The sequence below is a fragment of the Vogesella urethralis genome, from assembly GCF_007644045.2.
Lineage (GTDB): Bacteria > Pseudomonadota > Gammaproteobacteria > Burkholderiales > Chromobacteriaceae > Vogesella > Vogesella urethralis.
In genome coordinates this window covers 35,863-57,478 of the sequence record NZ_VMDW02000129.1, presented here as the reverse complement: position 1 = coordinate 57,478, position 21,616 = coordinate 35,863, and the positions used below count along the sequence as shown (strand labels likewise).

Annotated in this window: 30 protein-coding genes; 7 read left to right on the top strand and 23 right to left on the bottom strand. The window is 63.3% G+C overall.

The genetic code is table 11. The annotated features are described in order from the left end of the window. Positions 1-9 precede the first annotated feature (9 nt). Together FLQ03_RS16430 and rraA are read left to right on the top strand one after the other, a co-directional pair. Positions 10-1,488 (top strand): DegQ family serine endoprotease, encoded by a 1,479-nt coding sequence (locus FLQ03_RS16430; RefSeq protein WP_144372663.1) that lies wholly within the window; start codon positions 10-12, stop codon positions 1,486-1,488. A gap of 88 nt (positions 1,489-1,576) precedes the next feature. After that, complete coding sequence (gene rraA, locus FLQ03_RS16425) at positions 1,577-2,056, top strand: ribonuclease E activity regulator RraA (RefSeq protein ID WP_144372662.1); 480 nt, start codon at positions 1,577-1,579, stop codon at positions 2,054-2,056. Here the strand turns inward: rraA and FLQ03_RS16420 are convergent. The 7 genes from FLQ03_RS16420 to pcnB all read right to left on the bottom strand — a co-directional run bounded on the left by FLQ03_RS16420 (position 2,008) and on the right by pcnB (position 7,307). Then, complete coding sequence (locus FLQ03_RS16420; RefSeq protein WP_240802299.1) at positions 2,008-2,448, bottom strand: GFA family protein; 441 nt, start codon at positions 2,446-2,448, stop codon at positions 2,008-2,010. The genes rraA and FLQ03_RS16420 overlap by 49 nt on opposite strands. A 207-nt stretch (positions 2,449-2,655) precedes the next feature. After that, positions 2,656-3,036: an aspartate 1-decarboxylase gene (gene panD / locus FLQ03_RS16415; protein ID WP_144372661.1), complete on the bottom strand. Its 381-nt coding sequence runs from the start codon at positions 3,034-3,036 to the stop codon at positions 2,656-2,658. A gap of 29 nt (positions 3,037-3,065) precedes the next feature. Beyond that, on the bottom strand, positions 3,066-3,899 hold the full coding sequence (gene panC / locus FLQ03_RS16410; protein WP_144372660.1) for a pantoate--beta-alanine ligase: 834 nt from the start codon (positions 3,897-3,899) through the stop codon (positions 3,066-3,068). Positions 3,900-3,954: 55 nt separating this feature from the next. Then, positions 3,955-4,746, bottom strand: coding sequence for a 3-methyl-2-oxobutanoate hydroxymethyltransferase (panB, locus tag FLQ03_RS16405; RefSeq protein ID WP_144372659.1), 792 nt, complete (start codon positions 4,744-4,746; stop codon positions 3,955-3,957). Between the two features lie 69 nt (positions 4,747-4,815). Continuing rightward, complete coding sequence (locus tag FLQ03_RS16400) at positions 4,816-5,454, bottom strand: deoxynucleoside kinase (RefSeq protein ID WP_144372658.1); 639 nt, start codon at positions 5,452-5,454, stop codon at positions 4,816-4,818. A gap of 12 nt (positions 5,455-5,466) precedes the next feature. Then, on the bottom strand, positions 5,467-5,946 hold the full coding sequence (gene folK, locus FLQ03_RS16395; RefSeq protein WP_144372657.1) for a 2-amino-4-hydroxy-6-hydroxymethyldihydropteridine diphosphokinase: 480 nt from the start codon (positions 5,944-5,946) through the stop codon (positions 5,467-5,469). Then, on the bottom strand, positions 5,943-7,307 hold the full coding sequence (gene pcnB, locus FLQ03_RS16390; RefSeq protein ID WP_144372656.1) for a polynucleotide adenylyltransferase PcnB: 1,365 nt from the start codon (positions 7,305-7,307) through the stop codon (positions 5,943-5,945). The genes folK and pcnB overlap by 4 nt, the downstream gene beginning before the upstream one ends. 374 nt (positions 7,308-7,681) lie before the next feature. Between pcnB and FLQ03_RS16385 the strand changes: the two genes are divergently transcribed. The 3 genes from FLQ03_RS16385 to murB all read left to right on the top strand — a co-directional run bounded on the left by FLQ03_RS16385 (position 7,682) and on the right by murB (position 10,492). Further along, positions 7,682-7,975 carry a hypothetical protein gene (locus FLQ03_RS16385; protein ID WP_144372655.1) on the top strand — a complete coding sequence of 98 codons (294 nt, stop codon included), beginning with the start codon at positions 7,682-7,684 and terminating at the stop codon, positions 7,973-7,975. Positions 7,976-8,053: 78 nt separating this feature from the next. After that, a complete protein-coding gene (locus FLQ03_RS16380) occupies positions 8,054-9,454 on the top strand; it encodes an MATE family efflux transporter (protein ID WP_144372654.1) in 1,401 nt (466 codons plus the stop codon). 9 nt (positions 9,455-9,463) lie between these two features. Beyond that, a complete protein-coding gene (murB, locus tag FLQ03_RS16375; protein WP_144372653.1) occupies positions 9,464-10,492 on the top strand; it encodes a UDP-N-acetylmuramate dehydrogenase in 1,029 nt (342 codons plus the stop codon). Positions 10,493-10,574: 82 nt separating this feature from the next. Here murB and FLQ03_RS16370 read toward each other — a convergent pair whose 3' ends face one another. Together FLQ03_RS16370 and FLQ03_RS16365 are read right to left on the bottom strand one after the other, a co-directional pair. Next, positions 10,575-10,952, bottom strand: coding sequence for an MAPEG family protein (locus FLQ03_RS16370; protein ID WP_144372652.1), 378 nt, complete (start codon positions 10,950-10,952; stop codon positions 10,575-10,577). A gap of 8 nt (positions 10,953-10,960) precedes the next feature. Beyond that, entirely contained in the window at positions 10,961-11,620 is a 660-nt protein-coding gene (locus FLQ03_RS16365) for an energy-coupling factor ABC transporter permease (RefSeq protein ID WP_240802298.1), read from the bottom strand. A gap of 115 nt (positions 11,621-11,735) precedes the next feature. On the opposite strand from FLQ03_RS16365, the gene nadC reads away from it, so the two are divergent. Continuing rightward, a complete protein-coding gene (nadC, locus tag FLQ03_RS16360; RefSeq protein WP_144372650.1) occupies positions 11,736-12,578 on the top strand; it encodes a carboxylating nicotinate-nucleotide diphosphorylase in 843 nt (280 codons plus the stop codon). Between the two features lie 124 nt (positions 12,579-12,702). Here nadC and FLQ03_RS16355 read toward each other — a convergent pair whose 3' ends face one another. The 4 genes from FLQ03_RS16355 to trxA form a co-directional block, all read right to left on the bottom strand. Continuing rightward, a complete protein-coding gene (locus FLQ03_RS16355) occupies positions 12,703-13,311 on the bottom strand; it encodes a CoA pyrophosphatase (RefSeq protein WP_144372649.1) in 609 nt (202 codons plus the stop codon). 2 nt (positions 13,312-13,313) lie between these two features. Beyond that, on the bottom strand, positions 13,314-13,952 hold the full coding sequence (locus FLQ03_RS16350; protein ID WP_144372648.1) for a trimeric intracellular cation channel family protein: 639 nt from the start codon (positions 13,950-13,952) through the stop codon (positions 13,314-13,316). 77 nt (positions 13,953-14,029) lie between these two features. Then, positions 14,030-15,286 carry a transcription termination factor Rho gene (rho, locus tag FLQ03_RS16345; protein WP_144372647.1) on the bottom strand — a complete coding sequence of 419 codons (1,257 nt, stop codon included), beginning with the start codon at positions 15,284-15,286 and terminating at the stop codon, positions 14,030-14,032. Between the two features lie 168 nt (positions 15,287-15,454). Beyond that, the gene (gene trxA, locus FLQ03_RS16340) at positions 15,455-15,781 is read right to left on the bottom strand and encodes a thioredoxin TrxA (protein WP_144372646.1); all 327 of its coding nucleotides are present in this window, start codon (positions 15,779-15,781) and stop codon (positions 15,455-15,457) included. Between the two features lie 167 nt (positions 15,782-15,948). Here trxA and fabI point away from each other — a divergent pair, with 167 nt between their 5' ends. Then, positions 15,949-16,737, top strand: coding sequence for an enoyl-ACP reductase FabI (fabI, locus tag FLQ03_RS16335; protein WP_144372645.1), 789 nt, complete (start codon positions 15,949-15,951; stop codon positions 16,735-16,737). 337 nt (positions 16,738-17,074) lie between these two features. Here the strand turns inward: fabI and FLQ03_RS19705 are convergent, their stop codons facing one another. The 10 genes from FLQ03_RS19705 to FLQ03_RS16290 all read right to left on the bottom strand — a co-directional run bounded on the left by FLQ03_RS19705 (position 17,075) and on the right by FLQ03_RS16290 (position 21,606). After that, positions 17,075-17,221, bottom strand: coding sequence for a hypothetical protein (locus tag FLQ03_RS19705; protein WP_420855666.1), 147 nt, complete (start codon positions 17,219-17,221; stop codon positions 17,075-17,077). Then, on the bottom strand, positions 17,154-17,561 hold the full coding sequence (locus tag FLQ03_RS16330; RefSeq protein ID WP_147674753.1) for a hypothetical protein: 408 nt from the start codon (positions 17,559-17,561) through the stop codon (positions 17,154-17,156). The genes FLQ03_RS19705 and FLQ03_RS16330 overlap by 68 nt, the downstream gene beginning before the upstream one ends. Beyond that, positions 17,561-18,025 carry a glycoside hydrolase family 19 protein gene (locus FLQ03_RS16325; protein WP_240802297.1) on the bottom strand — a complete coding sequence of 155 codons (465 nt, stop codon included), beginning with the start codon at positions 18,023-18,025 and terminating at the stop codon, positions 17,561-17,563. Before FLQ03_RS16325 ends, FLQ03_RS16330 begins: the two co-directional genes overlap by 1 nt. Before the next feature lie 169 nt (positions 18,026-18,194). After that, positions 18,195-18,737, bottom strand: coding sequence for a hypothetical protein (locus FLQ03_RS16320; RefSeq protein ID WP_144372642.1), 543 nt, complete (start codon positions 18,735-18,737; stop codon positions 18,195-18,197). A gap of 39 nt (positions 18,738-18,776) precedes the next feature. Continuing rightward, the gene (locus FLQ03_RS16315; protein WP_144372641.1) at positions 18,777-19,100 is read right to left on the bottom strand and encodes a hypothetical protein; all 324 of its coding nucleotides are present in this window, start codon (positions 19,098-19,100) and stop codon (positions 18,777-18,779) included. Next, on the bottom strand, positions 19,097-19,849 hold the full coding sequence (locus FLQ03_RS16310) for a hypothetical protein (RefSeq protein ID WP_144372640.1): 753 nt from the start codon (positions 19,847-19,849) through the stop codon (positions 19,097-19,099). Before FLQ03_RS16310 ends, FLQ03_RS16315 begins: the two co-directional genes overlap by 4 nt. Beyond that, entirely contained in the window at positions 19,849-20,115 is a 267-nt protein-coding gene (locus FLQ03_RS16305) for a spike base protein, RCAP_Rcc01079 family (protein ID WP_206211016.1), read from the bottom strand. Before FLQ03_RS16305 ends, FLQ03_RS16310 begins: the two co-directional genes overlap by 1 nt. Before the next feature lie 70 nt (positions 20,116-20,185). Then, the gene (locus FLQ03_RS16300) at positions 20,186-20,374 is read right to left on the bottom strand and encodes a hypothetical protein (protein ID WP_144372639.1); all 189 of its coding nucleotides are present in this window, start codon (positions 20,372-20,374) and stop codon (positions 20,186-20,188) included. Next, positions 20,371-20,682: a hypothetical protein gene (locus tag FLQ03_RS16295; protein WP_144372638.1), complete on the bottom strand. Its 312-nt coding sequence runs from the start codon at positions 20,680-20,682 to the stop codon at positions 20,371-20,373. Before FLQ03_RS16295 ends, FLQ03_RS16300 begins: the two co-directional genes overlap by 4 nt. A gap of 9 nt (positions 20,683-20,691) precedes the next feature. Next, positions 20,692-21,606 carry a hypothetical protein gene (locus FLQ03_RS16290; RefSeq protein WP_144372637.1) on the bottom strand — a complete coding sequence of 305 codons (915 nt, stop codon included), beginning with the start codon at positions 21,604-21,606 and terminating at the stop codon, positions 20,692-20,694. Positions 21,607-21,616: the final 10 nt, after the last annotated feature.

Genomic DNA, 21,616 nt, shown 5'->3' with positions numbered 1-21,616 from the left:
ATTGCCCAGGTGAACGCCTGCACACGCTTGGCCCTCATCACCGCCGTAGCCGTCTCGCTGGGAGGCTGCGGCAAAATCGAAGCCCTGTTCAAGGACGACAAGGGGGTCACCGTTGCCGTACCCGCCAAATCGGACGGCAGCGTGGCCATGCTATTGCCCGACTTTACCCAGCTGGTTGAGCGCGAAGGCCCCGCCGTGGTCAACATCCAGGCCATGCGCGCTGAAACGCGCACCAGCCAGAGCGACAACCCGTACGCGGTACCGGAAGACGACCCGTTCTACGAGTTTTTCCGCCGCTACATGCCCAACCCCAACCAGCAGCAGGAAACGCCGCCACCATCAGAAAGCGTGTCCTTCGGCAGCGGCTTCATCTTTACCGAAGACGGCTACATCCTCACCAACGCCCATGTGGTCACCGGCAGCACCCAGATCAAGGTCATGCTGACCGACAAGCGCGAAATGCGCGCCAAGCTGGTGGGCCTGGACAAACGTACCGACGTGGCCGTGCTGAAGATCGACGCGGCCAACCTGCCCACCGTCAAGACCGGCACCCCGGACGAGTTGAAAGTAGGCGAATGGGTGGCTGCCATCGGCGCGCCGTTCGGCTTTGAAAACACCGTCACTGCCGGCATCGTCTCGGCCAAAGGCCGCAGTCTGCCCGACGAAAGCTACGTGCCGTTTATCCAGACCGACGTCGCCATCAACCCGGGCAACTCCGGCGGCCCGCTGTTCAACCTGAAGGGCGAAGTCATCGGCATCAACTCGCAGATCTACAGCCGTAGCGGCGGTTTCATGGGCATTTCGTTTGCCATCCCGATCGATCTGGCGATGAAAGTAGCCGACCAGCTGAAAGCCAAGGGCAAGGTCAGCCGTGGCCAGCTGGGTGTGCATATCCAGGAAGTGACGCAAGAACTGGCGCAGTCTTTCGGCTTGGACCGCGCCCGCGGCGCGCTGGTGGTCCGCGTGGAGCCATCCGGCCCGGCCAGCCGCGCCGGCATCCAGATCGGCGACATCATCCTGCGCCTGAACGGCCAGCTGGTGGAAAGCTCGCGCGACCTGCCACGCATGGTGGGCGACCAGCCACCTGGCGCCCGCATCAAGCTGGGCGTATGGCGCAAGGGCAGCGAACAGAACGTGGAAGCCACGCTGGCCGAGCTGGCCGCCGAGCAAAGCCAGGCGCAGCCGGAGCAGGCACAGCCGGAGCAACCGCAGAGCTACCAGTTCGGCAAACTGGGCCTGACCCTGTCCGAGCTATCGGTGGCCGACCGCGAAGAGCTGGGCATCCGCGGCGGCTTGTTCGTGCAGAAGGTGCAAGGCCTGTCGGCGCGTGCCGGCCTGCAACACGGCGACATCATCATCGGCCTGAACCAGACCGAGGTCACCACCGTGAAAGGCTTCGAGAAAGCGCTGAACGACGCCCGCGGCAATATCGCGCTACTGGTAAGGCGCGGCGACAGCACACTGTTCGTGCCGCTGCGCATGAACTGATTTCCAGCCGCCGCCAGGCGGCTTTTTTTTCGCCGCCAAGGCCGGGCACACGGCCAGGCGGCCAACATCATGACACAAAGGAGAAACCATGAGCTTTCTGACCACCGACCTGTACGACGCCAATGAGGGCAAGGTAGCCGTGCTGCAACCGATGCTGAAAAGCTACGGCGGCAAGGCGCGTTTTGCCGGCCAGATCGTCACCCTGAAACTGTACGAAGACAACACGCTGGTGCGCGAGGTACTGAGCGAAGCCGGCGCCGGCAAGGTGCTGGTAGTAGACGGTGGCGGCTCGCTACGCTGCGCGCTGCTGGGCGACCAGATTGCCGAACTGGCGGTGAAGAACCAGTGGGAAGGCGTGGTGATTTACGGCTGCATCCGCGATTCGGTTGCCATCGCGGCGCTGCCGCTGGGCGTGCGTGCGCTGGACACCAACCCGAAGAAATCGGTAAAGCGCAACGAGGGCACCCGCGACCTGGTGCTGAATTTCGGCGGCGTGGACTTCACCCCCGGGCACTGGCTCTACGCCGACGAAGACGGCGTACTGGTCTCGCCCACGGCCCTGCTCTGAGCCTGACGGTGGCGCGGGTGCGCCGGCAGTAGCGGAAAAATGCTGCTGCGCACCCAGTGCAGCATCTGGTCGGTCCAGGTATGGTCTTCCGGCACCAGCAACTCAGGCTGGTCCAGCGTGGCGGCGGTAATGTCGATTTCGTCCGGTGCGTCTTCGGTACGGTAGCTGAGCGTGGTGCCGCACTGTGGGCAGAAGCCGCGCTTCACGCCCAGCGACGAATGGTACAACCGCAGCTCTCCCTGCCACTGCAGGTCGATGCTGCGCACGGTGAACCAGGTAACGAACGGGGCGCCGCTGGCCTTGCGGCAGGACGCACAATGACAATGGGTAACGTGATAGGGTTGGCCGCGAAACCGGTAACTTACCGCACCGCACAAGCATCTGCCTTGCATGAGCCCCCCTTTCGTCGATAAATCCGTCACTTAGCCACTATAGCCAAGCCAGACCGGCGGCGAAAGCGCTGCACTGCAAAATGTCCATGGCCTGCCCTGCCGCACTGCCGATCGCCGCCGCGGCCAACCTTGCCAGCAGGCAACAAAAAGCCCCTGCTGCATCGGCAGACAGGGGCTGCGTGTTGGCCGCGCCACGCGCGGCAGGCATCAGGCCGGTTGTACCGGGGTGGCGCCTTTTACTTCGGTGATCACGTTGCTCTCGTCCACAAACACCAGCTTCGGGTTGTGGTTGGCCAGCTCGCTGTCTTCGTAGGCCGCAAAGCTGGCGATGATCAGCAGGTCGCCGGGGGCGGCGCGGCGCGCGGCCGAACCGTTGACCGAGATCACGCCGGAGCCGCGTTCGGCACGGATGGCGTAGGTGGCAAAACGCTCGCCGTTGGTCACGTTCCAGATCTGCACTTCTTCGTATTCGCGAATGTCTGCCGCTTCCAGCAGGTTTTCGTCGATGGCGCAGGAGCCGATGTAATGCAGCTCGGCGTGGGTAGTGGTGACACGGTGAAGCTTGGATTTCAGCATGGAGCGCTGCATGGTTTTTTCCTGTTACGGGCGCTGCTAACTCAGCGCGTTACTTCGATATTGTCGATCAGACGGGTGCGGCCCAGGCGGGCGGCGGCCAGTACCACCAGACGGCTTTCGCCGGCGTGGGCGATTTCCAGGGTGTCGGCCTGGCGCACCTCGATGTAGTCCACACGCCAGCCGTGCGCCGTCAGGTCGTCGGCGGCAGCTTTTTCCAGTACCGCGTAGCGGTTGTCGCCCGACAGCAGCGCGTCGCGGATGGCGGACAGGTGACGGTACAGGCGCGGCGCTTCGGCGCGCTCTTCCGGGCTGAGGTAACCATTACGCGACGACAGCGCCAGGCCGTCTTCGGCGCGGCCGGTATCCACCGGCACGATCTCGATCGGCATGTTCAGGTCGTCCACCATGGCACGGATCACGTGCAGCTGCTGGAAGTCCTTCTTGCCGAAACAGGCGACGTCGGCCTGCACGATGTTGAACAGCTTGCTCACTACCGTGGCCACGCCACGGAAATGGCCGGGGCGGAAGGCGCCACACAGCTCGTTCTGGATATGCGGCGGCTCCACGTTGAAGTCCTGCTTGATGCGCGGGTACAGCTCGCGCTCGTCCGGGAAGAACAGCACGTCCACACCGGCAGCTTCCAGCTTGGCGCAATCGGCCTCGAAAGTACGCGGGTAGGCGTCGAAGTCTTCGCCCTGGCCGAACTGCAGGCGGTTAACGAAAATGCTGACCACCACCTTGTCGGCATGCTGGTGCGCGGCGTCTACCAGCGCCAGATGGCCGGCGTGCAGGTTGCCCATGGTAGGCACAAAGGCCACGCGGCCGGCGGTTTTGCGCCAGGCGCGCAGCTCGGCAATGCTACGGATGACTTGCATGGTTCTCACTCAGAGAAGGCTGCGCCCCGGCCGTGGCCGGGCAGCAGCAGGTGACTCAGAAACAGTGTTCCGGCGCCGGGAAGCTGCCGTCCTTGACCGCGCTGACGTAGGCGCCAACTGCGCCCTGAATGCTCTGGGCTTCGTCCATGAAGTTCTTCACGAAGCGGGCCTTCTTGCCCGGGAACACGCCCAGCACGTCGTGCAACACCAGCACCTGGCCGGATACGTCCGGGCCGGCGCCGATGCCGATGGTCGGCACCTTGACCGCCTCGGTCACGCGCTTGGCCAGCGCTGCCGGCACGCACTCCATCAGCACCAGGCTGGCGCCGGCTTCGGCCAGTACGCGCGCTTCTTCGATGATGCGCTCGGCGTCGCTTTCGCTCTTGCCCTGCACCTTGTAGCCGCCAAAGGTATTGACGAACTGCGGGGTCAGGCCGATGTGGGCGCATACCGGCACGCCGCGCTGCACCAGGAAGCGCACGGTATCGGCCATGAAGGCACCGCCTTCCAGTTTCACCATGTGGGCACCGGCCTGCATCAGGCGCGCCGAGCTGGCAAATGCCTGCGCCGGGCTTTCCTGGTAGGCGCCGAACGGCAGGTCGGCCAGCACCAGCGCGCGCTTGGCACCGCGTGCCACGCAGCGGGTGTGGTACACCATTTCGTCCAGCGACACCGGCAGGGTGGAGTCTTCGCCCTGGATGACCATGCCCAGCGAATCGCCGATCAGCATGATATCGACACCGGCGCCGTCCAGCAGGCTGGCAAAACTGGTGTCGTAGCAGGTCATCATGGCGATTTTTTGCCCCTCGGCCGCCATGGTGTGCAGTGTGTTAACGGTGACTTTCATGTGTTTTTATCCTTGTTGCTTCTTCCGGTTGCGCGTTGCCCAGCTTGTGGCCGGGGCGCGCCCAGGGCGTCATGCGCCCTTGTTGAAGTAACTGCGCTGGCCACGCATCTCGCTGATGCAGCGCAACAATAGCCCGAAATCTTCCTCACCTTCAACCAGATCAAGATGGTCGGTGTTGACGATCAGGAGCGGGGCCGCCTCGTAGGCGTGAAAAAAGGTACTGTAGGCCTCGTGCATGCGCTGCACGTAGCCTTCCGGCATGGCAATGGTCTCACCCGCAGCCGAGCGTGCGGCCAACCTTTTGCTGACCGTTTCCGGCGACGCCTGCAGGTAGATCACCAGATCCGGCACCGGGTGCTCGGGCAGGAAGCGCTGCACGATGCGCTGGTACAGCGCCAGCTCGTCCTTGTCCAGCGTCTGCTCGGCGAACATGGCGTCCTTGTCGAACAGGAAGTCGGCCACCAGCGGCGCGGCCAACAGGTCGCCATCCAGCATGCCGTGCGCCATGTCGGCACGACGCATCAGGAAGTGCAGCTGGGTAGACAGGGCGTGGTACGGCGGGTGGCGGTAGAAGCGTTCCAGAAAGGGGTTCTGACCGCCCTCTTCGGCCAACAGGCGAACCTGCCAGTAATCGGCCAGACGACGGGCGAGGCCGGATTTGCCGCAGCCGATCGGGCCTTCCACCACAACATAGCGCAAATGGGACATGGCGTTTCCTGTTCAGGGCAAACGTTGCACCCCGGCGGCGTCCAGCGCGGCGGCAATGTCTGCCGCCCGGCCGTGCCCGCCCACCAGGGTATCGGGAGCCATTTCTGCCAGCGGCAGCATCACGAAAGCGCGTTCGTGCATGCGCGGGTGCGGCAGCGTAAGAAATTCGGTTGCAAGGCAGACGCCGTCCACCAGCAGCAGGTCGAGGTCGAGCACGCGCGGCGCGTTGCGAAAGGTGCGCACGCGGCCAAAGGCCTGCTCCAGCTGCAGCAAGGCGGCCAGCAGGTCCTGCGGCGCCAGCGCACTGTCTACCTGGCACACGGCATTGATAAAGTCCGGCTGGTCCGCATAACCCACCGGGGCGGTGCGGTAGCAGGACGAGCGCGCCAGCAGGCTGACGCCGGGCAGTTTGCCGATGGCCTGCAAGGCCGCTTCTACCTGCTGCACCGGGTTGTCCAGGTTGCTACCCAGCGCGATGATGGCACGACTCACTCGGCGCCACCTTCAGTCGGGCGCGCATTCGGCTTGCGGCGACGGCGGCGCTTCTTGCGCTCGCTGTCGGCAGCTGCAGAGGGCTGCGGCGCCTGGCGCGCTTCTTCGACCAGCAGCTGGCGATCGTCGTGATCGGCGTGCTGGAACTCGGCCCACCATTGCACCATTTCGCGCGGCACATCGCCGGCTTCGGCGCGCAGGCAGTAGAAATCGAAGGCGGCACGGAAGCGCGGCTGCTCCAGGAAACGGAACGGGCGGGCACCAGTGCGGCTTTCAAAGCGCGGCTGTAGCGACCAGATCTCGCGCATGGTGGCGGAGAAACGGCGCGGAATGGCGAAGTCTTCGTCCTGCAGCGACTCTACCTCGGCCATGGCGGCCATCAGCGCGGCAATCGATTTTTCGCCGGCGGCCATGCGCGCCTTCCAGCGGTTGTTCACCTGCGCCCACAGCAGTGCGGCCAACATGAAACCCACCGATACCGGTTTGTCGGCGCGGATGCGCTCGTCGGTGCTGGCCAGCGCCAGCTGCAGGAAGCCTTCGCCGCCCTCTTCGTCCATCACCGCGTCCAGCAGCGGGAAGATGCCACGCGACAGGCCTTCATCGCGCAGCTTCTTCAGACAGGCGTAGGCGTGGCCGGAATGCAGCAGCTTCAGCAGCTCGTCAAACAGGCGGGCCGGCGGCTCATTCTTCAGCAGGTGGGCGTGGGCGGCAATCGGCTTGCGGGTGTGTTCGTCGATCTCGAAACCCAGCTTTGCCGCCAGGCGCACCGCGCGCAGCATGCGCACCGGGTCTTCCTGGTAACGGCGTGCCGGCTGGCCGATCATCACCAGCTTGCGCGCCTGCAGGTCTTTCACCCCGTGGTGATAATCGATGATGGTTTCATCGGTGGGGTTATAGAACAGCGCGTTGACGGTGAAATCACGCCGCTGCGCGTCCTCGATCTGGCTGCCGTAGGTGTTGTCGGCCATGATGCGGCCGGTTTCGTTGGTTTTGCCCACTTCGCCACCCCGGAAGGTGGTGACCTCGATGGTTTCCGGGCCCATCATCACGTGCACGATGCGGAAGCGGCGGCCGATGATGCGGGAACGGCGGAACAGATGGTGCACCTCTTCCGGCGTGGCGCTGGTGGCCACGTCAAAATCCTTGGGCGACACGCCCAGCAGCAGGTCGCGCACCGCACCGCCTACCACGTAGGCGCTGTGGCCGGACTCCTGCAGCCGCGACACCACGCGCAGCGCGGCCTGGCTGAGTGCATCGCGACGAACGCCGTGCTGTGCCAGCGACAGCACGCGCGGCTTGGGTTTGTTGCGGCTGATGCCGGCAGGCAGGTCGAAAACGCGACTGATCAGTTTGCGAATCATCAGGGACAGTATCTGGAAGAAGGTGGGAGGCAGCGGTCGCTGCCCGGATTCAAGGCGAGGATTATAGCCCGATATTTTATGCCGGCTCCAGTTTTGCGCCGCGACGGCGCTTGACAGTATCGATAGACTGCTCTAATTTCTCAGTTGCGCCGATTTGTGACTGCTTGCGGGGCGCCTGACAAATACCAGCTAAAGCGTACCCACACCCGCTGGACGCTTACGCTGCGTCGGCGGGTTTTTGCATTGGCAGTCACCATCCGCACACCAAGGTTTATGCGCCGAGTTAATCGACAACTTGCAGGGCGCCATCGAAATACTGCTAAAGCGTCGCTCGGCCAGCAAAACCGGGCGCGCACACCGCAACGGAGACTGCCATGTACGACTGCCAGGAAGACCGCTACACCGATTTCGCCATCACCCCGCGCCCGGCCGCCCCGGCCCTCAGCGGCTCGCTGACCGCCACCACGGCCAACCCTGCCCTGCGCCACAAGCTGACCGAGCTGGCGGCCTACGCCACCGAACGCGGCCTGGACATCCACCTGCACCAGGGCACGCTGCAAATTGCCGCCCTGTCGCTGACCGAAGCCCTCAACATCAATGCCCGTTTTGGCCACGACCTGCTGATCAGCTGCCACCTGCGCCGCGACCCGCCGGCGCGTTTTGGCTGAAAAAACTGTCGCATGGCTGGCGGCACGGGCCACAGCGGCACCGTATAATGCGGTTTTGACCGTACCCACCCGCCTTGCATGCTGTTTGATCTGAACCGTACCCCTGCTGCCACGCTGCGCAGCGAAGCCCTCACCGTCAGCAAACTGGCGCTACCAATCATGGTGGCGCAGATTGCCCAGGTGGGTACCGGCTTTGTCGATACCGTCATGGCCGGCCACGTCAGTACCGACGATCTGGCCGCCGTATCGCTGGGTTCCAGCGTGTTCATCACCGTCTACGTCACGCTGATGGGCATCGCCTCCGCACTTAACCCCATTCTGGCGCAGCAGGTTGGCCGCGGCGACAGCCACGAGATTGGCGACACCGCCCGCCAGGGCCTGTGGTTCGGCCTGCTGCTGGGCGTGCTGGGCATGCTGGCCATGTTGGCCATGCAGCCGCTGCTGCGGCTGTGGCTGAGCCTGCCGCCGGAGGTGGAAGACAAGGCCATGCTGTTCATCACTGGCAGCGCCATGGGCATGCCGGCCGCCATCCTGCACCGCGCGTTGTACGCGTTCAGCTCCAGCCTGGGCCACACCCGCCCCATCATGCTGGTAAGCATTTGCGGCCTGCTGCTGAACATTCCGCTCAACTACGCGCTGATCCACGGTCTGGCCGGGCTGCCGGCGCTGGGCGGCGCCGGCTGCGGCTGGGCCACCGGCATGGTGATGTGGTTCAACGCGCTGGCACTGTTCCTGGTGATCAAACACAAGGCCGCCTATCGCCGCTACGCGTTCACCGGTCAGTTCAGTTGGCCGCAATGGGCGCGCTTTCCGGCGTTCTTCAAGCTGGGCCTGCCGATCGGGCTGTCGTTCTTTGTGGAAGTGAGCCTGTTTTCCTTCATTGCACTGCTGATCGCCAAACTGGGCACTACCGTGGTGGCCACCCACCAGGCGGTGCTGAATTTTTCCAGCGTGATCTACATGATTCCGCAGAGCATCGGCGTGGCGCTGACCATCCGCGTCGGCCAGCGCGTCGGCGCCGGCGACTACCAAGGCGCCCGCACCGTCTGCGGCGTGGGCCTGGCGCTGGGCGTGGCGCTGGCCACGCTGACCATGATCTGGGTGCTGCTGGGCCGCGAAGGCATCATGCGCACCTATAGCAGCGACCCGGCGGTGATCAGCCTGGGCATGACGCTGATGCTGTTTGCTGCCTTCTACCAATTGACCGACGCCATGCAGACCATCGCCTCGGCCGCCTTGCGCGGTTATAAGGTGACTACCATGCCGATGGTGATCCACATCGTGTCGTTCTGGGTAGTGGGCCTGGGGCTGGGCACCTTCCTGGGGCTGGGCCACGCCAGCCTGCCCGGCCTCACGCTGCCGCTGGGCGTGCACGGCTTCTGGCTGGCGCTGGTAATCAGCCTTACCCTGGCCGGCATGCTGCTGGTTAGCTACCTGTCCCGCGAGAGCCGCCGCCGGCTGCATCGCCAAACTGTTTGAGAGACCATCGTGACCTTTACCCTGCATCACGACTACCCGATCCGCGCCCTCAACACCTTCGGCATGGACGTAAAAGCCGCCCACTTTGCCGAACTGCAACAGCTTTCGCAGCTGCCGGCACTGCTGGCCAGCGACGCCTACCGGCAAGGCCCGGTGCTGTGGCTGGGCGGCGGCAGCAATATGCTATTTACCCGCGACTACCCCGGCCTCATCGTGCGTAACGCGCTGAAGGGCCTGCGCGTGCTGGAAGAAAACAACGAACACGTGCTGATCGAAGCCGCCGCCGGCGAAGTGTGGCACCACTTCGTGCAGTACACGCTGCAGCAAGGCTGGAGCGGGCTGGAAAACCTCAGCCTGATCCCCGGCACCGTCGGCGCCAGCCCGATCCAGAACATCGGCGCCTACGGTGTGGAAGTAAAAGACACGCTGCACGAAGTGGTCTGTGCCGACTTGCAGCAAGGCGGTGCCGAAGTGGTACTGCGTAACGCCGACTGCCGCTTTGCCTACCGCGACAGCGTGTTCAAGCGCGAGCTGGCCGGCCGTTACCTGGTCACAGCCGTACGCTTCCGGCTGGCCAAACAGTTCACCCCGCGCACCGGCTACGGCGACATCGGCCGCATGCTGGCCGAGATGGGCTGCGCCGAGGCGCCCACCGCGCTGCAGGTGAGCCAGGCTGTTATCCGCATCCGCCAGAGCAAGCTGCCCGACCCGACAGTACTGGGCAACGCCGGCAGTTTCTTCAAGAACCCCATCGTGCCGGCAGAACAAGCCGCGGCGCTGTTGGCCAGCCACCCGGCGCTGCCGCACTACCCGCAAGCCGACGGCAGCGTGAAGCTGGCCGCTGGCTGGCTGATCGAACAAGCCGGCCTCAAAGGCTACCGCGACGGCGACGCCGGCGTACACGACCGCCAGGCGCTGGTACTAGTGAACCACGGCCAAGCCAGCGGTAGCCAGATGCGCGCGCTGGCCGAACACGTCTGCGCCACCGTGCTGCAACGCTACGGCGTGCAGCTGGAGGCGGAACCGATCGTGCTGTAAGGCCCCACTCAAGGCACGATAAAACGGCGGCCAACCTTGCCAGGTTGGCCGCCGTTTTGTTTGCCCGCCCTGCCCCAGCCGATCAGAACAGGTGCGCTGCAGCCAGAAACAGGTAAATCACAGCCCCATAACCCACGGTCCACACCAAAGAACGCGCCGTCGGCCAGTCCATCACGTAGCACACACCATATGCCAGCCGCGCCAGCACGAAGACCGCCGCCGCCGCATCCATACGGCCAGCTGGAACCAGATTGAGAAAAGCCACCACCACCGCCGCGGCAAATACCGGAAACGCTTCCCAGCTGTTTTGCTGCGCCCAGTGTGCACGCTGGCGCCAGCCGTGCAACGCGGCCTGCGCGGCGCGTGGCGCGTGGTTATCCATACCCCCACTTTTGCTCAGCGCGGCAAACAGCACCGGCAACACGGCAGCGATCAGTACCGCCCAGAACGCAAACTGCATGTTGACTCCTAACCCGCCAGATAACGGCGGTCGTCAAAAGTGGCCACCCAGTGCGGGCGGTAAACAATCAGAATGGCGATCACCAAACCACTGGTAAACGCCTCGGACCAGGCCAGCAAGAAATAGAACGGCAAGGCGTTTTCCAGCAGATGGTCCGCCGCGTAGGCACCCGCCAGCCCCAGCGCCAGCAGACCGCAACACGCGGCCAACAGCATGCCGGCGGCGCCGGTGAGAAACGCGTTGACGAACACGTACACAAACAGGTTAGGGGCGAGTCGTCGCCGCGCCAGTTGCAGCACCAGCGTGGTCAGCACTACCACCGGGGCATAGCTGAGCAGCAGGTTCAGCCCCAGCGCCAGCGGATCCAGAAACCCGCCGGCCGCCAGTGCCACCAGCACCAGCGACAGGGCCAGCATGGCCAGCCACGGCCCCATCAGCAAGGTGAATACGGTGGCACCCAGCAGATGGAACGACAAGCCGGGCTGCAAACCGGCCCGCGCCAACGCAAAACCCAGCAATATCACGCACGCGCCGCACCAGGCGGACACCGCGGCCTCCGGCAAGGCGCGCCACGCCACCTTGCGCACGCACAGCAACAGCAATAGCCCCGCTACCAGATTTGCGCCCCATACCCAGGGCTGGGCAAACTGCCCGGCCAGAAAATTCATCCGCTCCACCTTGCACCGCAATACAAACACCATCATAACAGCCGCCCCGCCGCCGCAAAAACCCGCCAGCCGTGCATTGCGGTAAAATGCGGCCAACCTTTAGACGAGAGCACGCATGTTTACCCTGCCCCCTGCCCATCACATTGCCAACCTGGTCAGCCAGGCCCTGGCCGAAGACATCGGCCAGCAAGACTGGACCGCCCTGCTGATCGACGCCGCCACGCCGGGTCACGCCCGCGTGATTGCCCGCGAGGCCGCCACCATCTGTGGCCAAGCCTGGTTCGACGAAGCCTTCCGTCAGGTAGATGGCCGCTGTCAGGTAAGGTGGCAGGTAGCCGAGGGCCAGCAGGTGGCCGCCGATACCGTACTGTGCGAGATCAGCGGCCCGGCGCGCGCGCTGCTGACCGCCGAACGCACCGCGCTGAACCTGCTGCAGACACTGTCGGCCGTCGCCAGCGAAACCCGCCGCTACGCCGACATCATCACCGGCACCCGCGCCCGCATCCTGGACACCCGCAAGACCCTGCCCGGCATGCGCCTGGCGCAGAAATACGCGGTTACCGTCGGCGGCGGCGTCAACCAGCGCATCGGCCTGTACGACGGCATCCTGATCAAGGAAAACCACATCATGGCCGCCGGCAGCATTACCCGGGCGCTGCAGCGCGCGCGCGAGCTGGCACCGCCGCAGGTGAGCATCCAGGTGGAAGTAGAAAACCTGACCGAGCTGCAAGAGGCGCTGGACGCCGGCTGCACGCTGATCCTGCTGGACAATATGTCGCTGGACGACATGCGCGAGGCCGTGAACCTGAGCGCCGGCCGCGCTCTGCTGGAAGCCTCCGGCGGCGTGGACTTCAATACCGTGCGCGCCATTGCCGAAACCGGCGTCGACCGCATCTCCATCGGCAAGCTCACCAAAGACGTCCGCGCCATCGACCTGTCGATGCGCTTTAGCCAGTAGGCGTGCACGGCAGTCTTCAGCCACCCCTTACGTAGCGGCTTGGTCGCAATGAAAAAGCCTGTTTGCGTTGCAAACAGGCTTTTCTTTCGCTATCACGCGGCAGCGCGGTCTGGCACGCTGCGGCTTAGTGCGGATAATGCTGGTGATAGGCCAGCGCCAGCCGTCTCAGCATCGCCGCCGTCGCGCCCCAGATGAAATAGTCGCCGTGGCGCAGCGAATAATAGTGACCACGCACCCCATCGCGCTCGTAGGCGTGGCGCTCGTAATGCCGCACGTCCAGCACCAGCGTCAGCGGCACACAGAACACCTCGTCCACTTCGTCCGGCGAAGGCCGGAACGTTACCGCCTCACGCAACAGGCCCAGCACCGGCGTCACCGCGTAGCCGGTAACGGTCTGGTATTCCGCCATCTCGGCCAACACCGCCACCGCAGTGGGTGGCACACCGATTTCTTCTTCCGCCTCGCGCAGGGCCGCCTCGGCAGCGCTGGCATCACCGTCCTCCAGCCGCCCGCCAGGAAAGCTGATCTGCCCGCCGTGGCTGCGCAGATGCGGCGTGCGCCGCGTCAACACCACGTGCCAACCGTCGGCCAGCTGTTGCCACAGCACCAGTACCGCGGCCGGCTTGTAGCCGCGTTCGCGCGGCAGCAGGCCCTCCCCGTCCGCCGGCAAGGGCGTGGCGGCCAACTGCTGCATCAATTGTGACAACGCATGCTCGTCGCGGGCAATCTGCATATTCAGCCTCTTTTTTTATTGGCACCGATCTTGGGTAACGACAGCTCGCCCCAATGGGCAAACAGCCGCAGGGCCACACCGCCGACAAAGACCAGCTGCACAGCTACGCCGTGGTCCCACCCCGGCAGCGACAGCAGGTACAAAGCCGCCGCCACCACGATCGACACCGTACCGTAGAAGTCTTTGTGCAAGATGAAGGGCACGTCGTTCACCATCATGTCGCGCACGATGCCACCACCCACTGCCGTGACAAAGCCCAGCAGGATGACGCCGAACGCATTGATGTGGTACTCCACTCCCAATTTAGCCCCTGCCAGACTGAACGCAACCAGGCCTATCGAATCGGCGAGAATGAACAACGTGGTCAGCAGTTCGTTTTCGCGCTTGTGCAGCCGCGCCGCCATCGCCGCCAGTACACTGAGCGCGATGATGATCAGGTTGGTGTTATCCAGAAACACTTGCGGCATGCGGCCAACCAGCACATCACGAATGATGCCGCCGCCAATGGCGGTGAGCAGGGTCACGATGATGATGCCCAGCAAGTCCAGGTGCTTGCGCACCCCCAGCAAATAGCCGGAAATGGCAAATGCCACTGTCCCGATGACCGAGTAGCCATCCAGATCGAGCAACCATTGCAGCATAGTTTGTTGCTTCCTGTTTCAAATGCAAAAACGCCAGACCGCATGGCCTGGCGTAGGGGTAGTCGTTTCGTGGCAGCTTAGCGGCGCATCGAATCGAAGAAGGCCAAGTTGGACTTGGTAACGCGCAGCTTGTCCAGCATGAACTCCATCGCCTCCAGGTCGTCCATCGGGTACAGCAGCTTGCGCAGTACCCAGATGCGCTGCAGCTGTTCCTGCGGAATCAGCAGCTCTTCGCGACGGGTGCCGGAGCGGTTGATGTTGATAGCCGGGAAGATGCGTTTTTCGGCCATGCGGCGATCCAGATGGATCTCCATATTGCCGGTGCCCTTGAATTCTTCGTAGATCACGTCGTCCATGCGCGAGCCGGTATCAACCAGCGCGGTGGCGATGATGGTCAGCGAGCCGCCCTCTTCGATATTACGGGCCGCGCCGAAGAAACGCTTTGGACGTTGCAGCGCGTTGGCGTCCACACCGCCGGTCAGCACCTTGCCGGAAGCCGGGATCACGGTGTTGTAGGCGCGAGCCAGGCGGGTGATGGAATCCAGCAGGATCACCACGTCCTTTTTGTGCTCGACCAGGCGCTTGGCCTTTTCGATCACCATCTCGGCCACTTGCACGTGGCGGGTAGCCGGCTCGTCGAAGGTGGAAGACACCACTTCGCCGCGTACCGAACGCTGCATCTCGGTCACCTCTTCCGGACGCTCGTCGATCAGCAGCACGATCATTTCCACTTCCGGGTGGTTGGTGGTGATCGCGTGCGCAATGTGCTTCAGCATCACGGTCTTGCCGGATTTCGGCGGCGCCACCAACAGGCCGCGCTGGCCTTTGCCGATGGGCGAAATCAGGTCGATCAGACGGCTGGTGATGTTTTCCTCGGCCTTGATGTCGCGTTCCAGGTTCAGACGCTCGGTCGGGAACAGCGGGGTCAGGTTCTCGAACAGGATCTTGTGCTTGGCCTGCTCCGGCGAACCGCCATTGACCTTGTCTACCTTCACCAGCGCAAAGTAGCGCTCGCCTTCCTTCGGCGTGCGGATCTCGCCTTCGATAGTGTCGCCGGTATGCAGGTTGAAACGGCGGATCTGCGACGGGCTGACGTAAATGTCGTCCGGACCAGCCAGGTAGGACGAATCCGGGCTGCGCAGGAAGCCGAAACCATCCGGCAGCACTTCCAGCGTACCTTCGCCGAAAATGCTTTCGCCTTTTTTGGCCTGGTTTTTCAGCAGGGCGAAAATCAGGTCCTGCTTGCGCAGGCGGTTGGCGCCATCGATCTCGTTGGAAATGGCCATTTCCACAAGTTCGCTAACATGTTGGCGCTTCAGATCAGATAGATGCATATATGTACGGTCAGCCTAAGAATGTAACAAGGCGGCAATGCGCACCGAGACTGAGGAAAGAAATAGAAGGGAAATATGAAACGAGCGGCCTTGGCCGCTCGCGTACAGGACTAGTGGGAAGATAGTCCAAGAGGCATTATCTGTCAATCCGTTACCGGTGCCAGACGCTTACAGGTGCGCGTTCAGGAACTCGATCAGCTGGGTCTTGGACAGGGCGCCTACCTTGGTAGCAGCCACTTCGCCGTTCTTGAACAGCATCAGGGTCGGGATGCCACGAATGCCGAATTTCGGCGGGGTGGCTTCGTTCTGGTCGATGTTCAGCTTGGCGATGGTCAGACGGCCCTGGTATTCCTTGGCCACGTCGTCCAGGATCGGGGCAATCATCTTGCAAGGACCACACCATTCTGCCCAGTAGTCCACCAGCACCGGGCTCTCGGCGTTCAGGACTTGTTGTTCGAACGAATCGTCGGTTACGTGCAGAATCAGGTCGCTCATCGTTTTCCTCTCGGTAGGGTGTCGATATTTCAAATTACAAGCGATGGTAACAACTCCCCCCCGCCCCGACAACCCTTACCGCAGCATGGCAAGCCGGCCAGCGCTACAAGACGGTCGGTCGATTGAAGGCTATAATGCACGGCTGCTTTACAAGTAAAGGATTTGACATGGGATTCCTGCAAGGCAAGAAAATCCTGATCACCGGCATGATCTCGAACCGTTCTATTGCCTACGGCATCGCGCAGGCATGCCATCGCCAGGGCGCAGAACTGGCATTCACCTACGTGGTAGACAAGCTGGAAGACCGCGTGCGTGAAATGGCTGCCGATTTCGGCAGCCAGCTGGTTTACCGCTGTGACGTACAGAACGACGACGAAATCGCTCGTCTGTTTGACGCACTCGGCAAAGAATGGGACGGGCTAGACGGGCTGGTACACGCCATCGCCTATGCACCCCGCGACGCGCTGGAAGGTGACTTCCTGGACGCCCTCAGCCGCGAAGCATTCCACACTGCCCACGACGTGTCGGCGTACAGTTTCCCCGCGCTGGCCAAGGCGGCACGCCCGATGATGCAAGGCCGTAACGCGGCACTGCTTACCCTCTCCTACCTGGGCGCAGTACGCGCGGTACCCAACTACAACGTGATGGGCTTGGCCAAAGCCAGCCTGGAAGCGTCGGTGCGCTTCATGGCAGCCAGCCTGGGCAAGGACGGTATTCGCGTCAACGGCATTTCTGCAGGCCCGATCAAAACGCTGGCCGCAGCCGGCATCTCCGGCTTTGGCAAACTGCTGAACATGGCGGCCAACCAGTCCTGTTTACGCCGCAACGTCACCACCGAAGAGGTCGGCAACACCGCCGCCTTCCTGCTCTCCGACCTGTCCTCCGGCATTACCGGCGAAATCACCTACGTTGACGCCGGCTTCAGCATCAACGCGCTGAACGTCATGGAAGACTGAGCGTAGCGGCAACCTCAAAAGAAAAAGCCCGATCTGCATGATCGGGCTTTTCGTATCTGGCACGGTGCCGGTAAGAGGAGTCGAACCCCCGACCTTCGCATTACGAATTCGTAGCATTAAATAAACACCATTGATTTAATTACCTTTTTTCGCATCCACAATGTTGAATAAGGCAATCCACGGCACAACTACGGCACAAAAATGGCACAACGGCGGGCCACAAATTAGGCACACAAAAATGAGCCGCTGAAATTCGCCTATATATAAGGAATAAGTTCAGCACATTTGCATTAGCAGAAATAGCAAAAAACCCCGCGCCGAAGCACGGGGTTCAAGCTCATCTGGCAACCTTGGCCGCGCACTCGCCATAATCCAGCACCAGCTGGATATAAGCACGGCCGATAGCGTCCCAGTCATCACTGGCCAGCGGCGGAATCGGCCTGCATGGCGTTACCAGCACCACTGGAGGCTGCGGCGTTGGCAGCGTCGGTGGCGGCATTGATGTCGCGCAGCCGGTCAGGGCCAGGGCGGCAGCCAGCAGGCAGCGGATTAGACAGGATCGTTTCACGGTAGCGCTCCACAATAGACGGCCGCATAGCAGCCAGGTTATCGATACGGGCCTGCACCCTGTCGGCCACGCCCTGCAGGCGCTGCGACTCAGCCACAAATGCCGCCAGATCAGCCGTGGCCTGCCCTGCTTTTTTCTGCTCCGCCCTCAATTCCCACCGGTGGCGCTCCACCATGCCACCACCCCACCACGCCGCCGAGTGCGTCACCAGCAGCGCCAGCAGCACAGCTGCCGCTCGCTTCAAAACCGACATCATCACACCACCCCCAGCACTTTCTTGGCACGCGACCAGATCGCCAAGCGATCAGCGCGACCATTTTGGCCACCGTTAATTCTGCGCGTAATGTCGTCAAACTTGCCGGCATCTGCCAGCAATGACAGGCTTTCGTTTTTCCAGAACCACGCCGCTGCCAGCGCAGAAAGCAGCGGGTCTTCCAGCAAATCCGGCGACCCGACCAGATCCACACCCAGCGCAAAACCGCATAGCTCATAATTGCGGCGACCAGTCAGCTGGATCAGCCCGCGCCCCTTGTAGCGCTGGCCATCGCTATCCGCCTCCGGCGTATTGCCAAGGCGTGCCGCAAGCTTGCCGGTATCGTACTTGGCCAGGTAGGCATCACTACCCAGCTCGCGCACGTAGTTCAGCTGGCCAGACTCATGCCCAACTTGCGCAAGGAATGCCGCCTGCCGCGCCGGCGTAGTGATGTCATACGCAGCCATCGCATCGATCAGCGGACGCAAAAAAGCCCGCACTGCAGCGGGCTTGGCCGCAGGCAAAATTACCCGCAGCTGATCTTCAGTTTGCAGCAAAGCCATCCCACCCCCAAAAGAAAAAGCCCGCACGCAGCGGGCTGATTAAATTTTGATCATTACAACAGCGGGCAGGCAGCTATTGCGGCGGGCCTGCGTTATCGACAGGCTTATCCACCGTTTCGGTGGACAAACCCAGCCGGCCACCCACCAGCCGCTTGAGCCACGGCACATCCGTCAGCAGCGCCCGCAGCGCGGCCAGGGCATCCGCCTGCAACACCCGCAGGCCATCGATCAGCGGCACGGCAAGGTTGGCCGCAATCATCCCGCCCAGCCCGACAGCACCATCACCCAGCTCCGGCCAGGCACTGGCCACCAGCAAGCCGCCGAAATACGCCGCCACCAGCGACACGCCCGCCAGCAAAAGCCGCTCCGGCCACCGGCGCCCTACCGACTGCCGCCACTGCAACACCGCGCCCACAACGGCACCGGCCAGCGCCGGCAGATGCAGGCCGGCACCAGCTGCTGCCGCGCCCTTCCCCGCGCCACCGGAAGCCAGCGCCAGCCCACTCAGCCCGGCCAGCACCGTGGCTACCGCAGCGGCAACTACGGTACGCAAGGAAATCGCCGCCACTACACCGGCCAGCACCACCGCCAGCGCCAGCCACAGGCTGGCTTTCATACGAGCACCCATCACACCCCCTTGAAATGAAACGCCCGCTTACGCGGGCTTGATGATTTGCAGCTCGGCAGCTGCGCAAAAGTCGGTAATCGCCGCAAGCGGCGGCGGTGACAGCGCCGGCCAGCGCTGCTGGTAGTCCAGCACCACGCTGGCGTGCAGCGCGGCTGGATCGGCAACCAGGTACGGCAAGGCTTGGGCGTACTCGCGCACACTCCATGCGGCCGCCCGCAGCGTGCCATCCGGCTGCGGCACAAAGCTGTCAGCGCCGCCAACGTCCGGGTCCAGCGCGCGGCCAACTGCGGCGGCCACTTCGCCCAGACCCGCAGGGACGGTGACGATGACCATGTGATCGTATGCGCTCATGCCGTGACCCCCACGCCGAATAGCCTGCCAAGAAGAACATCCAGTAGCCGGCGGTCGGCCTCAGCCTGCACCCCCGGCACATACCATGCCGCATGCAGCGCGCCACCGAACGGCCGTGCAAAATCCTGCGAGTTACCGAGCACGATCCCGCCTGTGCCCGATGCGTAACTGCCGTAAGCCACGCCGGTACCGTCCACGCCGTTGACCCGCACGGCCAGCGTGCCGACCTTGCCGACGGCAGACACCACAGCCACCGCACCCGGCGCCACCACCGCACCCGTTACCGCCGCGCCATTGCCGTTGATAAAGCAGACTGCATTGCTGGTGCCGTTCAAGTAGAACGCACTGCCAATGCTCGTGGCAGCGTTGCGCCGCGATAGCGGGAACTGGCCGGACGCAATGGCAGGCGCGGTATAGACAAAGCCGAACGTTTCCGCCGCCACTGATGGCAGCCCAGCAGTGGCTAAAGCGTCGTCTGCACCGTCAAACTTGATCTGCCACCGCCCGCCGACGCGCTGCAGCAGCGGCTTGCGGCTGCTGGTGGCCTGCACGGCCGCCACGCCGCCGACACGACCAGCGGCGAAGCCAGCGACGGCACCATCGCCAGCCGGTCCGCTGCCATCACTTGCCAGCGCGATACCCGCACCGTCAGCCAGCCACAGCTCACCGCCAGACTTCCGCAGCAAGGCGATGATTTGCGCCAGCAGCGGCAGCTGGCGCGATGGCCTCATGCTGATACCGATCTGCATTACAGAAACCCCACCAGGTCAGCCGCCGTTGTGCCGGTAGCAAACACCTTGTCCACCAGAAACGGACCCAGCGTTGCGCCGGCCGGCACATTCTTGAACGTCACCGCCACACCACCCTGCATAACACGCACGTCCCCGCCGGTGCCGACGTAGATCTGACGCACCTTGTAGGCCGCGTCTACACTGTCGCTCGGCGAGATCGCTAGCAACCCGTTAGCCGGGCCAGAATTCGGGAAGGCAACCGCACTCGGCATCACATCAGGCATACCGCTCTCCTCATAAAATTGAATGGCCCGCGCGCGGCGGGCTAGAAAGTAAACGACCCGCCGGAGCGGGTCAGTTGGTGGCGGCCAGCTCGGCCGGCGTGCAGGGGCGCCAGCGCTGGACAGTAGCGCCATCTGCGGTGATGGCTTGCACCATGCATTGCGGCGCGGGCTTCGGCGTCAGCGCCTGAACACCCAGCTGCAACAGCTGCGCGCCGGCCAGCGCGACGATGATCAGCGTGCCAAGTTCGTAGGCTTTCATGCAGTGGCACCTTTCAGCTTTTCCAGCTCCGACTGGGCGGCGGCCAGTTGTGCCTTGACCGCAGCCAGTTCGGCTTGGGCTTTTTCAGTAGCCAGCAGCGCGGCGGCGGCGGCCTCTCCCAGTACCTGGGCAAGCGGGACACCTTGCTCGCCAGCCACAGACAGCGGCACCGGCGGCTGCACCTGGCTGGTCAGCACCTGGCCGTCTTTGACGACTTCGTAGATGCGGACATGATGAGCGCCGATGCTGCCGTCGGCGTGGTGACGGATAAGGGTCTCATAAGCGCGGGTCGTTTCGATGATGGGCATGTTTTTTCCTTAGTTCACAGGTGCATTGGTGCGGATGTTGATCCAGCTGGCGCCATTGCTGAGACACTGCGCAGCACCGCCACTTGCATCAGTGACGACAATGATGTGCTGAGGGTATGCGCTAGCCGACGGCAGCGTGCCGAGTGTATAAAGCCCAGGCCGTACAGGGCCGGTCACGCTTAAGGCACCCGTGGAGGTGAGGGCCATCACCTTTTGCAAGGCCACAGCCTCGCCAGCAGTGACGGGCCCGGAAGCAGAAAGCCATTCATGCCCACCCGCATAGGGCTGAACATAGGCTGATGGCGGCTCAACCGCCGTGTACTTCGCACGCCAGCCATCTGCTACCCGAAAGCAGTTCCGCGCTACTGTGAGCGAGTAGAACCCGCTCAGCACTGCAGCACCGCGGCTGCCATCCCCAATATCGATCGCGCGGAAATCTGCCCCCCATGGGCTAGGTACCGCGCCCACGCCGACATTACCCGCCGTGTCATACGCCGGACGGGCAGCGATGTCCGCCATCAACTTGCGCAGACCATGCAAGCCGGATAGCGTGGTCGTGCCGTCGCTAAAAGACACTGCACCGTAACTATCAAATAGCTCAAACAGCTGATCCAGCGTGCTGCCGGAGCGCTGAATCAGCGCTTGCAAAGCGGCAGCCAGATCCGCCGCAACGTTGCCGGACGGCAGCATACGGATGATGGCGTACGGCTGTGCCGACGCCGTGGCACCGGTGTACGCCAACTTCAGCGTCAGTGCGGTATTACTGCCGACTGATTCAACTTCGCCCAGTGCGCCGTTCGGCAGCAGGATGATGTCGCCAGGATTAACGACACCACCACCCCAGATCGTATCCGTTCCCGTCACGGCTTTGCTGCCGTTAGTCACGGTAATCGTGCCGGTACGTAACCAGCCAAGTCCTGCCATAGCAGTCTCC

Excerpts from the sequence above, each read along its gene's own strand:
- FLQ03_RS16325 (WP_240802297.1), bottom strand. The coding sequence starts at position 18,025 with ATGGCTGCGTATGACATCACTACGCCGGCGCGGCAGGCGGCATTCCTT.
- FLQ03_RS16420 (WP_240802299.1), bottom strand. The coding sequence starts at position 2,448 with ATGCAAGGCAGATGCTTGTGCGGTGCGGTAAGTTACCGGTTTCGCGGC.
- pcnB (WP_144372656.1), bottom strand. The coding sequence starts at position 7,307 with ATGATTCGCAAACTGATCAGTCGCGTTTTCGACCTGCCTGCCGGCATC.
- FLQ03_RS16310 (WP_144372640.1), bottom strand. The coding sequence starts at position 19,849 with ATGCAGATCGGTATCAGCATGAGGCCATCGCGCCAGCTGCCGCTGCTG.
- FLQ03_RS16355 (WP_144372649.1), bottom strand. The coding sequence starts at position 13,311 with ATGCAGATTGCCCGCGACGAGCATGCGTTGTCACAATTGATGCAGCAG.
- FLQ03_RS16290 (WP_144372637.1), bottom strand. The coding sequence starts at position 21,606 with ATGGCAGGACTTGGCTGGTTACGTACCGGCACGATTACCGTGACTAAC.
- FLQ03_RS16350 (WP_144372648.1), bottom strand. The coding sequence starts at position 13,952 with ATGCTGCAATGGTTGCTCGATCTGGATGGCTACTCGGTCATCGGGACA.
- FLQ03_RS16365 (WP_240802298.1), bottom strand. The coding sequence starts at position 11,620 with ATGAATTTTCTGGCCGGGCAGTTTGCCCAGCCCTGGGTATGGGGCGCA.
- rho (WP_144372647.1), bottom strand. The coding sequence starts at position 15,286 with ATGCATCTATCTGATCTGAAGCGCCAACATGTTAGCGAACTTGTGGAA.
- FLQ03_RS16300 (WP_144372639.1), bottom strand. The coding sequence starts at position 20,374 with ATGAAAGCCTACGAACTTGGCACGCTGATCATCGTCGCGCTGGCCGGC.
- panB (WP_144372659.1), bottom strand. The coding sequence starts at position 4,746 with ATGAAAGTCACCGTTAACACACTGCACACCATGGCGGCCGAGGGGCAA.
- FLQ03_RS16330 (WP_147674753.1), bottom strand. The coding sequence starts at position 17,561 with ATGATGTCGGTTTTGAAGCGAGCGGCAGCTGTGCTGCTGGCGCTGCTG.
- FLQ03_RS16320 (WP_144372642.1), bottom strand. The coding sequence starts at position 18,737 with ATGAAAGCCAGCCTGTGGCTGGCGCTGGCGGTGGTGCTGGCCGGTGTA.
- nadC (WP_144372650.1), top strand. The coding sequence starts at position 11,736 with ATGTTTACCCTGCCCCCTGCCCATCACATTGCCAACCTGGTCAGCCAG.
- FLQ03_RS16385 (WP_144372655.1), top strand. The coding sequence starts at position 7,682 with ATGTACGACTGCCAGGAAGACCGCTACACCGATTTCGCCATCACCCCG.
- FLQ03_RS16295 (WP_144372638.1), bottom strand. The coding sequence starts at position 20,682 with ATGCCCATCATCGAAACGACCCGCGCTTATGAGACCCTTATCCGTCAC.
- panC (WP_144372660.1), bottom strand. The coding sequence starts at position 3,899 with ATGCAAGTCATCCGTAGCATTGCCGAGCTGCGCGCCTGGCGCAAAACC.
- fabI (WP_144372645.1), top strand. The coding sequence starts at position 15,949 with ATGGGATTCCTGCAAGGCAAGAAAATCCTGATCACCGGCATGATCTCG.
- panD (WP_144372661.1), bottom strand. The coding sequence starts at position 3,036 with ATGCAGCGCTCCATGCTGAAATCCAAGCTTCACCGTGTCACCACTACC.
- trxA (WP_144372646.1), bottom strand. The coding sequence starts at position 15,781 with ATGAGCGACCTGATTCTGCACGTAACCGACGATTCGTTCGAACAACAA.
- FLQ03_RS16315 (WP_144372641.1), bottom strand. The coding sequence starts at position 19,100 with ATGAGCGCATACGATCACATGGTCATCGTCACCGTCCCTGCGGGTCTG.
- FLQ03_RS16305 (WP_206211016.1), bottom strand. The coding sequence starts at position 20,115 with ATGCCTGATGTGATGCCGAGTGCGGTTGCCTTCCCGAATTCTGGCCCG.
- FLQ03_RS16380 (WP_144372654.1), top strand. The coding sequence starts at position 8,054 with ATGCTGTTTGATCTGAACCGTACCCCTGCTGCCACGCTGCGCAGCGAA.
- FLQ03_RS16370 (WP_144372652.1), bottom strand. The coding sequence starts at position 10,952 with ATGCAGTTTGCGTTCTGGGCGGTACTGATCGCTGCCGTGTTGCCGGTG.
- rraA (WP_144372662.1), top strand. The coding sequence starts at position 1,577 with ATGAGCTTTCTGACCACCGACCTGTACGACGCCAATGAGGGCAAGGTA.
- FLQ03_RS16400 (WP_144372658.1), bottom strand. The coding sequence starts at position 5,454 with ATGTCCCATTTGCGCTATGTTGTGGTGGAAGGCCCGATCGGCTGCGGC.